This is a genomic window from Arthrobacter sp. JUb119 (assembly GCF_024807995.1).
Classification (GTDB): domain Bacteria; phylum Actinomycetota; class Actinomycetes; order Actinomycetales; family Micrococcaceae; genus Glutamicibacter.
The window spans coordinates 451,049-466,356 of record NZ_JANUFE010000001.1 but is presented as its reverse complement, the minus strand read 5'-3'; the positions used below and the strand labels follow the sequence as shown (position 1 = coordinate 466,356).

General features: G+C 60.9%; 9 protein-coding genes. 3 read left to right on the top strand and 6 right to left on the bottom strand.

Annotated features, from left to right (window positions below; all coding sequences use genetic code 11):
* Positions 1-64 precede the first annotated feature (64 nt).
* Positions 65-1,132, top strand: a complete 1,068-nt coding sequence (gene sepH, locus M2368_RS02210) for a septation protein SepH (RefSeq protein WP_498723968.1) — start codon at positions 65-67, stop codon at positions 1,130-1,132.
* Positions 1,133-1,221: 89 nt separating this feature from the next.
* Here sepH and M2368_RS02205 read toward each other — a convergent pair whose 3' ends face one another.
* From M2368_RS02205 to M2368_RS02195, 3 genes are read right to left on the bottom strand one after another with little or no spacing between them, the layout of a single operon-like run.
* Complete coding sequence (locus M2368_RS02205; protein WP_133834268.1) at positions 1,222-2,406, bottom strand: alkaline phosphatase family protein; 1,185 nt, start codon at positions 2,404-2,406, stop codon at positions 1,222-1,224.
* 2 nt (positions 2,407-2,408) lie between these two features.
* Positions 2,409-2,996, bottom strand: a complete 588-nt coding sequence (locus M2368_RS02200) for a DUF5998 family protein (RefSeq protein WP_105656760.1) — start codon at positions 2,994-2,996, stop codon at positions 2,409-2,411.
* A 51-nt stretch (positions 2,997-3,047) separates the two neighbouring features.
* Positions 3,048-5,708 (bottom strand): bifunctional acetate--CoA ligase family protein/GNAT family N-acetyltransferase, encoded by a 2,661-nt coding sequence (locus tag M2368_RS02195; RefSeq protein WP_498723967.1) that lies wholly within the window; start codon positions 5,706-5,708, stop codon positions 3,048-3,050.
* A 98-nt stretch (positions 5,709-5,806) separates the two neighbouring features.
* On the opposite strand from M2368_RS02195, the gene M2368_RS02190 reads away from it, so the two are divergent.
* A complete protein-coding gene (locus M2368_RS02190) occupies positions 5,807-8,440 on the top strand; it encodes a DNA gyrase/topoisomerase IV subunit A (protein ID WP_454090678.1) in 2,634 nt (877 codons plus the stop codon).
* A gap of 71 nt (positions 8,441-8,511) precedes the next feature.
* On the opposite strand, the gene cydC is transcribed toward M2368_RS02190, so the two are convergent.
* Genes cydC through M2368_RS02175 form a run of 3 tightly spaced genes read right to left on the bottom strand, consistent with a single transcriptional unit; the run spans position 8,512 to position 14,517 of the window.
* Positions 8,512-11,841, bottom strand: coding sequence for a thiol reductant ABC exporter subunit CydC (gene cydC, locus M2368_RS02185; RefSeq protein WP_498723966.1), 3,330 nt, complete (start codon positions 11,839-11,841; stop codon positions 8,512-8,514).
* Between the two features lie 27 nt (positions 11,842-11,868).
* Positions 11,869-12,894 carry a cytochrome d ubiquinol oxidase subunit II gene (cydB, locus tag M2368_RS02180; protein ID WP_105656764.1) on the bottom strand — a complete coding sequence of 342 codons (1,026 nt, stop codon included), beginning with the start codon at positions 12,892-12,894 and terminating at the stop codon, positions 11,869-11,871.
* A gap of 24 nt (positions 12,895-12,918) precedes the next feature.
* On the bottom strand, positions 12,919-14,517 hold the full coding sequence (locus M2368_RS02175; protein ID WP_498723965.1) for a cytochrome ubiquinol oxidase subunit I: 1,599 nt from the start codon (positions 14,515-14,517) through the stop codon (positions 12,919-12,921).
* A 397-nt stretch (positions 14,518-14,914) separates the two neighbouring features.
* Here M2368_RS02175 and M2368_RS02170 point away from each other — a divergent pair, with 397 nt between their 5' ends.
* Positions 14,915-15,286 (top strand): BlaI/MecI/CopY family transcriptional regulator, encoded by a 372-nt coding sequence (locus tag M2368_RS02170; RefSeq protein ID WP_066144398.1) that lies wholly within the window; start codon positions 14,915-14,917, stop codon positions 15,284-15,286.
* The last annotated feature ends 22 nt before the right edge of the window (positions 15,287-15,308 follow it).

The following is a 15,308-nucleotide window of genomic DNA, read 5'->3' as shown; positions in this document are numbered from 1 at the left end:
GTAGGAATTCAGGCCTCGAGGTGGCAGAGTTTTACACAGGAAATAGAGCGTGTGGAGGGTAGGAATGCGTCAGCTGAGACTGGTAGGAATTCATGAAAATGGTTCCAGCCTGCAGGTCAGCAGCGACGACGGGATGAGCTTCGAGCTACCTGTTGACGATGCACTGCGCAGTGCAATGGCCGAAATTGCCCGTTCGCGGGCTCCAAGGAACCGTGAGGAGTCCTCGGTCCATTCGCCGCGCGAAATTCAAGCGCGAGTGCGCGCTGGTGCTTCCGCCTACGATCTGTCTCTCGAGTGGGATATCCCAGTCGAGGACATCGTCAAGTACGAAGGTCCGGTACTGGCTGAGCGCGAGCACATCGCCGAGCTAGCACGTCGTGTCGAGGTTTCAGGACCACAAACCGATGCCGAATACCGCGAAGTATTCGGCGAAGAGCCTGCGGATCTTGGTTCCATGGTGGTCCACCGCCTGCACCAGCTGCACATCGACGCCGACTCGGCTCGATGGAACGCCTGGAAAGATCCAGAAGGCCAATGGATCGTCACCGTGCAGTTCGATTCCCCGCTGCCGACCGAGAATGTCGAGTCCCTGGGCTCGGATTCCACTGAAGCTTCCTCGAACAGTGCGCGGTGGGCATTCACCCCGGCACGCAAGTCGTTGAAAAACCTGAACCGCTGGGCACAAACCTTGAGCGAACAGGTGGCCCCTGAATACTTTCGCCCGGTCTCTGCGCTGAACCAGCCAGAGCCTGAGCCGGCTCCTGCAGCCAGCACCCCGGAACCGGATGAGACCGAAGAACTGGTCACGTTGCTGAACGCTCGTCGTGGGCAGCGCACGAAGGACCAGGATCCGGAGCGCGAGTCACGCTACAACGAGATCATCGAACGCAGCATGAGCAAGTACGACGCCGACGATGAGGACTCGCTGCCGCACCTTCCGCAAGGAATTTCGGCACGCACTTCGCAGCTGGTGGTCGTCACCGATCAGGATGCCGGCGGTGCGAACAGCACTGAGGACAAGCCGTCCGAGCAGACTGCCGAGGAGTCCGCTCCGCGCAAGGCCAAGCGGTCTTCGGTTCCCAGCTGGGATGACATCATGTTCGGCAAACGCAAGAAGGACACCGATTCCTGACGCGCCGCCGAGCTAGAGCGCATACGGGTGCGGGAGCAGCATTGATTCAATGCTGCTCCCGCACCCGTATGCGCTTGTTCCGTTGAGCACTAGGTGGTGCGGTGCACCAGCAGCGGGATGAAACGCTCCCCCGCGGTGAGCGATCCGTGCTGCCCTACCATGTCAAACGCCATCGGCGTAACGCGCCGGCCGTCATAGAAAGCGATAGCTTCCGCTGCCAGGATCATCAGATCACCCAGCCGCGCTGCATGCTCTTCGGTAATGGCGCCGAAGTAGCCCAGTTCAATGGCTTCCTCGCGCGTCATCACCCAGGCTTTAGTGCCGTAGGCCTGCTGCCAGGCCTCGCGTACGCGTAACCGGCTAGCCGCGTCGGTCTGCGTGTCGAAGGTCAGTTGGACTCCACGAGGTTCGCCGCTGGTCAGCTCCACGCCTTCGATAAGCTCCGGCTGCTGGCTGTAGTCGATGCGTTGGGATGCGGGGATGTCCACCATTCCATGGTCACCGGTAATCAGCACCGTGGTTTCTTCTGGCAGCTTGGACACCAGGTTTTTAATGACGTAATCCAGTTCTTCGAGCGTGTCCCGCCATTGGCTGGAGTCCACGCCGAATTTGTGTCCGGCCTTGTCCAATTCATTGAAGTACGTGTAGACCAGCGAATTGCGGTTCGACTCGAAGATGGTTCGGGTAGCACGCGCACGGGCCGCAGGCTGGTTCGCCGGCACGAATTTGGGGCCGCGCAACGACGCGCGAGTCAGGGCCGACTTGGCGAACATCGGAATAGACACGGTGGCCACGTGGATGCCGTGCTCGGCGACTTTCTGGAAAACGGTCGGGCGAGTCTGCCACGCTTCGGGGTCCAAGTCCCCTGGCCATCCTCCGAGCTGGTTAACTACACGGCGCTTGGCCGGATCGATGACGTCATAGCCAACCATTCCATGTTCACCGGGAGCCAGGCCCGTGGCCAGGCTGCTCAGGGAAGTCGCGGTGGTCGAGGGGAATCCCGTTCCCAGCTTCTGCCCCTTTTCGAACAAGCCGCGCAGAAAGGGTGCATGCCCGAGATGGCTTTTGAGCTGGTTCCAGCCCAGTCCGTCAACCATAATCAGTGCCACACGTTTTGTCGGGGCAAAGCCCAAAGCGTTCTCGTAGCCCGGAACGCCCATTGCAGCGGCTGCCGACGGAAGGATCTCCGACAGCGTAGCTTGGCCGTATTTCGGCGCGTCCGGGATTTTCTGTGCCGGGACAGGCAGGTTGCTGCGTTTCTGTTCCTCGATCATGCTCAGGCGATCGTGGCCAGGCGCAGGCGGACAGCGAATTCCCGGGCCTTGTTCACGGCCTGCTGGCCGTCGGCCTCGGCGCTGACGCGGATGACCAAGTCCTCAGGCTGCGAGGTGCCATTCAGCCCATGGTCGGCATCGCACTGCGGATCGGCGCAGGCGGCAGGGGCCAGATCAATCCGCTTGGTTCCGTTCCAGGACAGTCCAAAGGTCAATTCCTTGACTGGATCAGCGGCCGAGTAATGCTGCGGCTGGTGGTAGACGTAACTGGTGGCAACCGAGGCGATGCGGGCCAGGGAAATCATTTCGACGGAGACCTGCGCCATGACGTCCTTGCCGTGGTCGTCAAGCTGCTGGTCATCGACGTGCACGATGAAAAGCACCTTTTCACTCATCACCATAACGGTGATATGGCGGTGCACTTCGGTATGGTCGAAGTGAGTTTCCAGATGTACATAGTGGTCAAGCACTGGTTGGCCCATCATGGCTTCAGCCAGTACATCCTGGACCATCTGCGGATAAAAACCCGCACGGACCAGATCATGCTGAAGCTCAGCGCCAGGAGTGGTCGAATACGTTGGAGAACTCATGCCCCAATTCTACTCAGTCGCCACAGGCAATTCACGTTTCGGCGATTGCACTCAGTTACGCAATGCCCGGCGGACGCTATCGGTGCGTTGCTCAGCGTTGCTGATCTGGATGTTCACCGCCAGCACGCTCAACGAATCGGTGGCAACGGTGATCGGCGCGAATTTGGCAACGGTCACTTCAGGATGGTTGTCCTTGAACAGCGAAACGCGGGTGATGAAGTCCTTCAGGGCATCAAGATCCACCGCCGGCAATCCCTGGTAGCCGAAGAGCCGCACGCTGCTGCGCGGACGGCGGATGAGCTGTTCCAGGTCATGGGTGGAGAACGGCGCCACGCCGTGGGCCCAATCATCGAGCAGGTTTACCGGATCGCCGCTGAGCCCGAAGGAAATGACTGGACCAAGCAACGGGTCTTCCACGGCCTTGACCACGCAAGCCTGGCCAGCAGGAGCCATGCTCTGCACTTCCAGGGAGTCCACGCCGTAAACCGCCATCAGCGACTTCATATGCGTGAAGTTCGCTTCCAGGCTCTGCTTGTCCGGGATGCTCAAGCGCACGCCGCCCAAGTCCAGGCGTTGGCGCAGATCAGGGTCGTTGGCTTTCAGTGCCACCGGCCAGCCGAATTCTTCGGCCGCCGCAACAGCTTCTTCTGCGGTGTGCACCACCCGATGGGACAGGAACTTGATCCCGTAGAAGTCAAGCAGCTTCTGCACCTGCGCGTCGTCCAATTCCAGCAGGTTGGTCCCCGAGATGGTCTGCACCAATTCATCAAGGTACTCCGCGGCACCGTCCACGTCGATTCCAGCTGGATCCTTCATCGGCTCGTAGGGAACGTCAACCCACTGCTGGTATCCATAGGCCTTGGCCAGGGCGCCGATGACGGTGGTTGGCGAGGTGTATACCGGAATCCCCTGCTTCAGGCCGCCAGTAATTTTCGTATCCGCCAGGCCCGGAACCAATGCCACCACTGGTTTTGGCTGGCCAATGAACTCCTTGGCGACCTTCAGAACTGCGCTGGTATCCAGCTCCGAGTAGGGCAGGTGCGCCAGCAAGATGGTGTGGACCTGCGGGTCTTCCACCAGTTCCTTGATCCGGGCGCGCAGCACCGGAATGGCCTTGGACTGGCCCATGCTGTAGTCCAGCTCTTCGCTCTGCACGACGGTGTTCAGGTTCCTGTCCTCGGCGACGTCGCACACCACCTCTGCGATGGTCGAGGAGTTGGACAGGATCGCAACGTTCGGGCCCTTCGGCGCAGGGAAGACCGAAAGCAGGGCCGTGACATCCAGCAGCTCTTCTGATGAACGCACGCGAATCACGCCAGACTGGCGAAGAATTGCGTTCATTGCACCTGGTGGCGCTTGGCCTACGCGCACCGAGTGGCCCGGTGGAAGCCGGCGGCCCATCACATCGGATTTAGCCACGATCACAGGCTTGCTGCGGGCCAGACGCCGGGCGATGCGTGCGAACTTGCGTGGGTTGCCAAAGGATTCCAGGTACAACGCGACGACATGGGTACGCGGGTCGTCTTCAAAGAACTGCATCGCGTCGTTGCCGGATACGTCAGCGCGCAGGCCTGCGGAAATGGCGCTGCTGGGGCCAACACCTTGCTGCAAGGCCACACCCTGGATGATTGTGCCCATGGCGGCCGACTGGGTGAAGAATCCGACGTTTCCGGATGGCGGAACGTGGTGGCTTCCGGTGGCATACAGCTTCACCTGCGGGTCAGTATTCATCAGCCCGGCAGAACCCGGCCCGACCACCCGCATGCCGTTGGCACGAGCCAGCGACACAAGTTCACGCTGGGCACTCAACCCTTCCGGAGTTTCGTAGCCGGTGGTCATGATGACCAGGGATTTGACCCCGTGGGTGGCGCAGTCCCTGATGGCTTCCATGACCCCTTCGCGCGGAATGCACAGGAAGGCGACATCCACCGGTCCCGGGATTTCGGTGACCTTCCCATAGGCCACCATGCCGCCCACTTCCAAGGCCGCATCGTTCACCGCATACACGGCACCGGTGTACCCGGATTCCACAATTTGTTCCAGCACGTCGTGCCCCAGCTTGCCCCAGGTGCGGCTGGCTCCGATGACGGCAACGGACCTAGGCGCCAGAAGAGCAGCAACACTGCTCGCCTCGGCGCGATGTTCTCGCGCCTCGGTCACTTCGCGGGACTTCTCGGTGGGACTGATGGAAAATTCGAGCATGACTACGCCGTCTTCAAAATGCCGTGCGACCGCGTACCCGGCATCGGAGAAGACGGTGAGCATCTTCCGGTTCTCTGGAAGTACCTCGGCCGAGAACTTCTCGATGTCGTTTTCACGGGCCGCCGCGGCCAGATGCTCCAAGAGGATCGAGCCGATACCGGTGCCCTGGTATTCGTCCGAGACGTTGAAGGCGACTTCCGCCTCCCTCGGGTCATCCAAGCGGTCGTAGCGGCCGACGCCGATGATCCTTGCGCCACGAACCACGGTGAAGGCGACGCGATTCACATGGTCGACATTGGTGAACCGTTCGAGCTCTTTAGGGGTCAGTGACGACTTATACGTAAAATAGCGTAAGTAGACTGACGTCTCAGACTGCTGCTTGTGCATCTCCTGGAGCGCTTGGGCATCCTGCGGAGTAATCGGCCGCAGGTGTGCAGTTGTCCCATCGCGAAGCACAACATCTGCTTCCCAATGCGCCGGATATGCCGCCGAAAGTTTACGATCCACCATAGGCTTAGGATAGTCGGCAGTTCGGCGTTGCGCCCAGATGCAACACGAAGATTCGGCAGTTCCGGCCCTAAGACAGTAGATGAAGGACGAACAGAGTAATGGCTCGTAAGAAGTCTGAAGAGATTCCAGCGGATTTCGTTGAAAATATCGTCGATATAGACGTCACCAATGAAATGGAATCATCCTTCTTGGAGTATGCCTACTCGGTGATCTACTCCCGCGCGCTTCCCGATGCCCGTGATGGGCTGAAGCCAGTTCAGCGCCGCATCCTCTTCCAGATGGCGCAAATGGGCTTGCGCCCGGAGAAGGGCCATGTCAAATCCGCCCGCGTGGTCGGCGAAGTGATGGGCAAGCTGCACCCCCATGGCGACACCGCGATCTACGACGCCATGGTCCGCCTGGCCCAGGACTTCTCCCTTCGGCTGCCGTTGATCGATGGCCACGGAAACTTCGGATCGCTCGATGACGGCCCGGCAGCCCCGCGTTACACCGAGGCCCGTCTGGCAGCCTCCGCTGTTGCCATGACCGCTAACCTGGATGAAGACGTCGTGAACTTCGTCCCGAACTACGACAACCAGTTCATGCAGCCCGAAGTGCTGCCGGCAGCATTCCCCAATCTGCTGGTCAATGGCACCACCGGCATTGCCGTGGGCATGGCCACCAACATGGCTCCCCACAATCTGGGCGAAGTTGTCGCTGCTGCGCAACACCTGCTCAAGGAACCCGACGCCACCGTCGAAGAACTCATGAAGTTCATTCCGGGCCCGGATTTGCCCTCGGGCGGCAGCATTACCGGTTTGGACGGCATCAAGGATGCCTACCGCACCGGTCGTGGCTTGTTCCGCACCCGAGCTACCGTGGCCCTGGAGAAGATCTCCGCACGCAAGTCGGGCCTGGTAGTCACCGAACTGCCTTATGGCGTGGGCCCTGAAAAGGTCATCGAGAAGATCAAGGATGGCGTCAACAGCAAGAAGATCTCCGGCATCTCCGATGTTGTCGACCTGACCGACCGGCATCACGGCCTGAAGCTGGTTATCGAGCTGAAGAACGGTTTCAACCCGAACGCTGTCCTGGCCAGCCTGTACAAGTACACCCCGATGGAAGACTCCTTCGGCATCAATAACGTTGCCCTGGTCGACGGCCAGCCACGCACCATGGGGCTGGGCGAGCTGCTCACCGTGTATGTGGACCACCGGCTGGATGTTGTACGCCGTCGCACCGCGCATCGCCTGGCCAAGCGTGAAGACCGATTGCATCTGGTGGAGGGCCTGCTGATTGCCATCGTTGATATTGACGATGTCATTGCCATTATCCGTTCCTCCGAGCAGACCGCAGAAGCACGCGAACGCCTGATGACGGTCTTCGACCTGAGCGAGCCGCAGGCCAGCCACATCCTGGAACTGCGGTTGCGCCAGTTGACCAAGTACTCCACGCTGGAACTGGAGACCGAAGCCGAGCAGCTGCGCAATGAAATTGAGGAACTGCGCGCCATTTTGGAGTCCGATGAGCTGCTGCGCACCCTGGTTTCCGATGAGCTCGGGGAAATGGCCGACACTTTCGGCACCCCGCGCCGGACCAAGCTGCTGAAGTCTGCTCAGCTGGCACCACTGAAGGGCACCGCGTTGCCTGAAGAAGTCGGGACAGGCAAGAAGGCCAAGTTGGCCATGGAAGTCTCCGACAGCCCGTGCTGGGTATTGCTCTCGGCCACGGGGCAGCTCGCCCGGACTCCTGATCGGGACGTCGTGGACTACTCCTCGGCGCGCATCAAGCACGACGTGCTCACCTCGCAGGTTGCCTCCAGCGCCCGTGGTGAGATCGGAGCGCTGACGAGTACCGGACGGATTATTCGCATCTCGCTGATCGATGTTCCGGTGCTTCCCGAATCCCATGGCTTCCCGCAGCTGGCCCATGGCGTGCCGATCTCCGAATTCCTCAAGCTGGGCAAGGGCGAAAGCGCGGTGGCACTGGTTCCGCTGAACCAGGTGATTGCCGTGGGCACCAAGAACGGTGTGGTCAAGCGGGTCACCCCGGACTACCCGCTGAACCGTGACGAGTTCGAGGCGATCACGCTCAAGGACACCGACGTCGTGATTGCCGCGGCGCCGGCCGAGGATGCCGATGAGCTGGTGTTCCTGACCAGGCAGGCTCAGCTGCTGCGTTTCAGCGCTTCGGCGGTGCGTGCCCAGGGCCGCACCGGACAAGGCATGGCCGGCATCAAGCTCGCAGCCGATGACCAGGTGATCTTCTTCGGTGTGGTTCCTGCCGGTGCTGGCGACGCGGTGGTGGCCACGATCGCTGCCGGTTCGCAGACCCTTCCTGGCACCTCGGGCCAGTCGGTGAAGCTCACCGACTTCTCCGAGTTCCCGGCGAAGGGCCGCGCCACCGCGGGCGTGCGCGCTCACCGTTTCGTCAAGGGTGAGGACTACCTGCAGCTAGGCTATGCCGGCCAGGGTCCTGCGCGTGCCAGCTCCACGGCAGGCGTAGTGCGTGCTTTGCCTACCGAATATGGCAAGCGCGATGGTTCGGGCGCGCCTTTGGCCCAGTCAGTGAACATCATTGGCGGAACCATTGCCGGCGGGCACGATGCTCCTGCAGCACCTGCTGCCCAGGACCTCCAGGCAACCGCGCGGCAAGAAGCGTTGATTCCCGAGCCAACCAAGGCAAAAGCGGCCCCGGCCATCACGCCGGGCGAAGACGCGCTGCCTTTCGACGACGGTGGAGTAATCCTCTAATCCAGCAGCGCCAGAACTGAACGCGGCGTCGTTTCCACCTCCTATCCGTGGGTGGAAGCGACGCCGCAGTCCTATGCGCTGACCCTGGGCTTCTGGCTTCCCAGTTCAATGCGGTGGGTGCACTGCCCGGCAAGCATCTGGTCATGGGTGATCAAGACGACGGTTCGTCCGGCAAGGGCGAGATGCAAGGTGGAAAGCAGCTCCTGGGCTTCATCCACCCCCAGATGGGCAGTCGGTTCATCAAGCAAGATGATCTGGTGGCCGCCCACCATGGCACGGGCCACGGCGAGCTTGCACCGCTGACCGCCGGAGAGCTGGTGCCCGCCGGAACCGATGCGTGCCTCGAGGCCTTCTGGCTGTGTTGCCAACCAGTCCGACAGCCCGACTTGCTCCAGCACTTCTTCCAGCTGCGCATCGCTGCGCAGCTTGCCTTCAGTGACGCCCAGCATCAGGTTCCGGCGAATCGAGGAGTCGAAGAGGTGCGCCTCTTGCGGGCACCAGGCAACCGATGACAGGTCTGCCTGCTCTAGATCCAGCAGGTTCCCGCGGGCATCGATGCCCTTCAACTTGCCCGATTGCGCTGGCAACGCGCCCAGCAACGCGGTGAGCAACGTCGATTTGCCAGAACCCGATGGACCGGTAATGGCCGTCCATTGCCCTGCCGGGATGCGGGCGTTCAGATTCTGCAGAACTGGCGTTCCCTGCTCGTACCCGAGGCTCAGCGCTTGCGCATCGAAGCCGGCGATCCTGCTTTGCTTCACCGGCGGGTTGTGCTGCGCTGCTCGTGCGCCGTGGCTTTGCATGCCGCGTTCTTCCAGCTTCGATGACAGTACCTTCAGCGCCCGCCCCTGCTGCACCGCCAGCAGGGCATTGCCAGCGCTCTCCCCCAAGGCCAGGCCCAGGAGTACGGCCAGTGCCGTAAACGATGCGCTGCTGTGCGATAGCGCGGTGATGGCAATGGCAAGCAATACGCTGGTCAACGTGGCCAGGGCCGTGGCGCTGCCTTGGCCCAGGGCATGCCGGCGAGCGCGCTGCGTATTGCGTGCTTCGGCGTCCTGGAACCGGCCAATGGTCCGTTCCATGGCCTGATTGCTGCGCAGTGCGGACTTGTGCCGCAAGATGCCCAGCACGCTCTGGTTCATCTGCATCCGGTGGCTGAGCTGATGCACGAGGTGTTCGCCTTCAATGCGCTGCACAAGCCAACGCACCGGGAAGACCAGCACCAGCAGCGCACCGAGGGCCAGATATCCGAATTCGGGCTGGATGAAGTACAAGGCCGTTGCTGCTGCAACCCACACTACGATTGCCTGCAGCGGCGGGAACAGCACCCGGGCCAATAGGTCGCGCAGTTCATCGACCTCGGCCAGCAAGAATCGCAGGATGACCGAGGAACGGGTCAGCAAGCCCCACTGTGCGGGGTTGGCCACCATCGCGTTCCACATCTTCTCGCGCAAATCCGAGGCATAGGCCAGCACCGCGTCGTGAATCGCGAGCTGTTCCAGGTAGCGGAAGGCAGCTCGTCCGATTCCCAGGCCTCGGACCATCGCGAAGGCTACGGTCAGGTGCAAGATGGGAGGCTGGTAGCTGGCTTCAACGATCAGCCAACCGCTCAGGGCCGCGAGCGCCACGGCGCATAGCACGCTGACTGTCCCCCAGAGCACGCCCTTGGGGGCAGCTTTGTACCCGGCAAGCAAGTCGCGCATCGGGGTGAACTTGGACTTCACCGGCCGTTGGCCAGTGGCGCCAGGCTGCGTTGCCGCGGTGGCTCGCGACCGGTTGCCTGCGGATTCTTCACGGTGGGCAGGGCCAGCACCATGCGCTATGCTGCCCGCACGTTCGTCCTGCCCGAAGGCGGGGTCGTGGCTGGCGACCAGCATCGCGCAGCGGGCTGGAAGTTCACTCAGCAGTTCGCGTACTTGCTGGGCGTTGCGCTCATCGAGGTGCGCGGTAGGCTCATCGGCCAGCAGCACGGTGCAGTGGTCGTCGCTGTGAACCCGCAGCAACGCGCGCAGCACTTCCAGGCGGCGCAGCTCGCCGGGTGAATATTCACCGATCGGGCGCTCGAGCATGGACTCCATCGATAGCCGGGAGCTGAGCTCTCGGCGCAGTTCAGCCGATGCCGCGGGGGCGTCCTGGTCCAGTTGCCCGTTGCCGGTTGCTGCGTTGAATTGCGGATGCTGGCTAATCACTGCAAGCTGGCCGGCTATGAAGACCCGCCCGGTGGCCAAGGCCGGATCGAAGGTGTTGTCGCTGCTGTGCGCCTCGGCGATCAGCTTGAGCAGCGTGCTCTTGCCCGAACCGCTGGCAGTGGACAATACAAGGCGCTCCCCCGCGCGCAACTGAATATTCACGGCTTGGTGGATTGGATGCATGCCATCGTAGCTGATCCGCAGGTCCGCGACGTCCAGGACGCTATCTGCATTCCTGGCAGTGCTGGCACGAAGCTGATGGACCGGGGTGGCAGCGGTGATGGCTGTGTACTTCTGGTAGGCAGCCAGCCCGTCATCGGCCGCATGGTAGGCAGAGCCCACTTCGCGCAGTGCCGAGAACAGCTCGGGTGCCAGGATGAGGATTATCAGCCCGGCGGCGAGATCCATATTCCCGCTGACCAGTCTCACGCCGATCATCACCGCGAGTACCGCCACCGAAAGGGTTGCGATCAGTTCCAGCCAGAAGCTGGACATGAATACGGTTTTCAGGTTGGCCATGGTGGCCGCCCGGTATTTGCTGCTGACGGCGGCGATGGCGCTGCCGTGGGCCCGTGCCCGGCCCAAGCCCAGCAGTGCGGGCAAGCCCTGGGCGAGTTCGTAGAGCTGGTGGGCAAGCCGATCCAAGGTGGCTTGGGATTCGTTGAGGGTGTCCTGGGTGTGCATGCCGATCAATGCCATGAACACCGGCACCAGCGGGATCGTCAGGAGCAGCACCACTGCGCTGATCCAGTCCAGCTGCAGAATGTAGAGGCCAAGCAGCAGCGGGACGGCCAGGGCGCCGATGAGCGCAGGAATGAATTTGGTGAAGTAGTCATCGAGCTTCTCAAGGCCATGGCTGGCCAAGGTGGCGGTGACCGGTATGGAATGCTGTTCCGCCGCGGGGACGATGGCCGGTTGCGCGGCTTGCCTGCGCACCAGGTTCAGCCGTAGCCGTTCCTTCGCGCCCAGGCCCATGCGGCGGGCGCCGGCGTTCAATCCCCATGCGCTGAGCGCTCGAAGCGCGGCGCCGGCCAGCGCCAGGATCAGCAGGTGCGATTTATTGGCCCCTCCATCGGCCATGGTGGCGATCCATTGGCCCAGCGCGTAGGCGACGAATACCAGCCCGACGACTTTGAGCGCGGAGAACAGCGCCAAAACCAGGAATTGTCGTGGCGTGATCAGTTCACGCGGCAGGAATCGCGGGGCTGGCATTACTACTTCTTTCCCTCGGAAATGCGGTTACTTGATGATGGAGACGACTCGATGAGTTTCTGGAATGTGCTCTTCGCGCAAGCGCTTGCGGAAGACCCAGTAGCTCCAGGCCTGGTACGCCAGGACCATTGGCACGCCGAAGGCGGCCACGACGCTCATGAGCTTCAGGGTGTAGGCAGTGCTGGACGCGTTAGCCACGGTCAGGTCGAAGGCCGGGTCGATGGTCGATGGCAGCACTACCGGGTAAGCGGCGGTGAAGATCGCTGCGACCCCGGCGAGCAAGGTGGCGCCCAGGGCGATGAAGGAGAGTCCCTCGCGCCCAGCGCGGCCGCTGGCTATCGAAATGGCCAGGCAGACCGCTGCCAGGCCCAACACCGCCCAGGCGATGGTGGAATCGTTGTCCAGCAGCACCAGCAGGACCCACGCAACTAAGGGCAGGATTGCTAGCGGCAGCCAGCGGCCTACGAGCTTTCCTGCTTCATGGCGGACTTTTCCGTCGGTTTTCAACCGCAGGAATGCCAACGCATGGATCCAGCAGAACGCCACCACTGCTGCGCCGCCGAGGACGGCATGCCAGTTCAGCCACGCGAAGGCCCCTCCGATTCGGTCGCCGTTCTCGTTCAAAGGCAGACCCAAGGTGGTCAATGCCAGCATGGCACCGACACCGAAGGCGGCCACCAGCGATCCGATTCCCAAGGCCAGGTCCCAAGCTTTCCGGGTTGCTGCGGTGATCGCCTTGCCTCGGTACTCAATGGCAACGGCACGGAAAATCAACGCCAGCAGGACAAAGGTCAGCGGAATGTAGAGGGCCGAGAACAGCGAGGCGTACCAGTGCGGAAACGCTGCGAAGGTCGCACCGCCGGCGGTCAGCAGCCATACCTCATTGCCATCCCAGACCGGGCCGATGGTATTGAGCAAGAGCCGTTTGCGCTTCTCGGTGGAACGGCCGAGACCGATGAGCATGCCCACCCCGAGGTCAAAGCCTTCGAGGAAGAGATAGCCGCACCAGAGCAGCGCGATCACAATGAACCAAAGTGTTGGAAGCCAATCCATTGATGTTCTCCTTAGTCCGTGCCGCTAGTAGGCGAAGGCCAGTACGTCGTTGTCATCGTTGTCCGGGTCCGAGGGGCCGTCCGCTGGTGAATGATCTGACGGTTCAAGCTCCGGCATTGCCGATGCCACGCCGCCACGAATGTAGCGGCTGAGCAGCACCAGTTCCACGACGAGCAGCAGACCGTAGATTGTCGTGAGCGCGATCAGCGAGAAGAGCAGTTCTCCTGCGCTCACTGTCGGAGAGACCGATGCTGCGGTGTACATGAACACCTGGTCCACGCCACCCATCTGCGGGTTGGGGACTACAGTGAATGGCTGCCGGCCCATTTCGGTGAAAATCCAGCCAGTGGCGTTTGCGCCGAAGGGTGCGGCAATGCCTAGCAGGGCAAGGCGCGAGAGCCATTTGTTTTCTGGGACGGTGCCCTTGCGAGTGATCCATAGCGCAACGCCAGCAGCCAATGCCGAGAGCCCGCCGAGGGTGATCATCAAGCGGAAGCCCCAGTAGGTCACTTCCATCACTGGCAAGTAGTTGATTTCCTGGCCTGCGTACTTGCCGAAGGATTCATCGTTCGGATAGTACTTGCCGTATTTTTCCTGGTATTCCGGAATCAGCGTGTTCACGCCCTTGATTTCGGTGGTGAAATCCCCATTGGCCAGATACGAGAGAATGCCCGGGATTTCGAAGACCGCTACGACGTTGTCGCAGTTGGTTGAACCCTTGGCGGTGATATCTCCCAAGGACAGCACCGAGAAGCCTGTTCCATCGTGGCAAGCTGCCTCCGCAGCAGCCATTTTCATCGGCTGCTGCTCGAACATGAGCTTTGCTTGTTCGTGCCCGCTCAGTGCCACACCGAGGAACGCGACCATTGCTACCGCGGCGCCGATGCGCAGGGACTTGATCCAGACTTGGTAGTCCACCTTGTCACGGCTTTTACCGCGGCTGGGATCTTCGCCCACGACAACATATCCGTTGGCATCCACCGAGTCGATGCCTTCTTTGCGTCGGCGGTAGAGATGGAACCATGAGATGCCCAGCAGGAAGCCGCCGGCAACGGCGAAGGCACCGAAAATAGTGTGCGGGAACGTCACTAGCGCCGTGTTGTTGGTGAACACCGCCCATGCGTCGGTCATCACGGCTCGGCCGTCAACTATTTTCGTTCCAACCGGGTGCTGCATCCATGAGTTCGCAACAAGGATGAAGTAGGCGGAAAAGATCGTTGCCAGGGATGCGCACCAGATGGTTGCCAGGTGCACGCGTTTGTGAAGCTTCTTCCAGCCGAAGATCCAGAGCCCCAGGAATGTAGATTCTACGAAAAAGGCCAGCAGTGCTTCCATGGCCAACGGCGCTCCGAATACGTCCCCTACATAGCGGCTGTATTCGCTCCAAGCCATGCCGAACTGGAACTCTTGGACAATGCCCGTGGCGATGCCCATGATGAAGTTGATCAGGAAAAGCTTGCCCCAGAATTTTGTCATTCGCAGCCAGTGCTCGTTGCCGGTGCGATGCCACATGGTTTGCAGCGTGGCCACGGTCAGGCCTAGTCCAATGGTCAGGGGCACCATCAGGAAGTGGTAGACCGTCGTAATGCCGAATTGCCAGCGGGCAATCTCTAGAGCATCCATGGATTCCTCAACTATCGTGGGATCGAAGTTCAATCACTTTTCTACGTTCCGTAGAAAAGTTCTCCAAGGCCACCATAGACGATTTCGACAGCGTGTAGAAATCGAGACGATGAGCAATTTCAGAAACTGGAAACTTCGCCAGTGCGCACGTGGGCGCAAATACTAAGCCTATTGACAGGGTTGTGTCTACGGTTCTTAAAAAACCCAAGTCAACAAGTTTCACCCGCGACATTCTCGCACCTCATTGCGAAACGGGTAAAGCATGTACTCACCCCTCTCTTTTACATGCCGTAGAAATATTGTGGAAAGATGGCTACAATTAAGAACCCAAGCAGTGTGCTTGCACTCCATGAGTCAAGCAACCGCGTCAAAACTAATGCAAGTGAGGTACGACCTAGTGGCCAGCCTTGGCGATCTGGAACGCTCCGTCATGGATCTTCTGTGGGATTCTGCAGAACCACTCACCGCGAATGACCTTCGTGATGATTTGGCGGCGCTTGGCACCGACGCGAAAGAACTCGCAGTCACTACGGTGCTGACTGTGCTAGCCCGTCTCGAAAAGAAGGGTTTGGTAGAGCGCGAGCGCACTACCCGCCCTCACCGGTACGCAGCTTCATCCTCCCGTGAGGATCACACCGTTGGACTGCTCAACGACGCCCTGGGCACCGCCCAGGACCGTGAAGCAGTCCTGGCACGATTCATCGGAGGCATCTCCCCCGACGAGGCAGCATCCCTGCGTGCTATCTTGGACTCAGTAAAGTCCGCATAATTTAGAAGAACTTCGGGGACTG

Excerpts from the sequence above, each read along its gene's own strand:
- cydB (WP_105656764.1), bottom strand. The coding sequence starts at position 12,894 with ATGGATTGGCTTCCAACACTTTGGTTCATTGTGATCGCGCTGCTCTGG.
- sepH (WP_498723968.1), top strand. The coding sequence starts at position 65 with ATGCGTCAGCTGAGACTGGTAGGAATTCATGAAAATGGTTCCAGCCTG.
- M2368_RS02190 (WP_454090678.1), top strand. The coding sequence starts at position 5,807 with ATGGCTCGTAAGAAGTCTGAAGAGATTCCAGCGGATTTCGTTGAAAAT.
- M2368_RS02195 (WP_498723967.1), bottom strand. The coding sequence starts at position 5,708 with ATGGTGGATCGTAAACTTTCGGCGGCATATCCGGCGCATTGGGAAGCA.
- cydC (WP_498723966.1), bottom strand. The coding sequence starts at position 11,841 with ATGCCAGCCCCGCGATTCCTGCCGCGTGAACTGATCACGCCACGACAA.
- M2368_RS02175 (WP_498723965.1), bottom strand. The coding sequence starts at position 14,517 with ATGGATGCTCTAGAGATTGCCCGCTGGCAATTCGGCATTACGACGGTC.
- M2368_RS02200 (WP_105656760.1), bottom strand. The coding sequence starts at position 2,996 with ATGAGTTCTCCAACGTATTCGACCACTCCTGGCGCTGAGCTTCAGCAT.
- M2368_RS02205 (WP_133834268.1), bottom strand. The coding sequence starts at position 2,406 with ATGATCGAGGAACAGAAACGCAGCAACCTGCCTGTCCCGGCACAGAAA.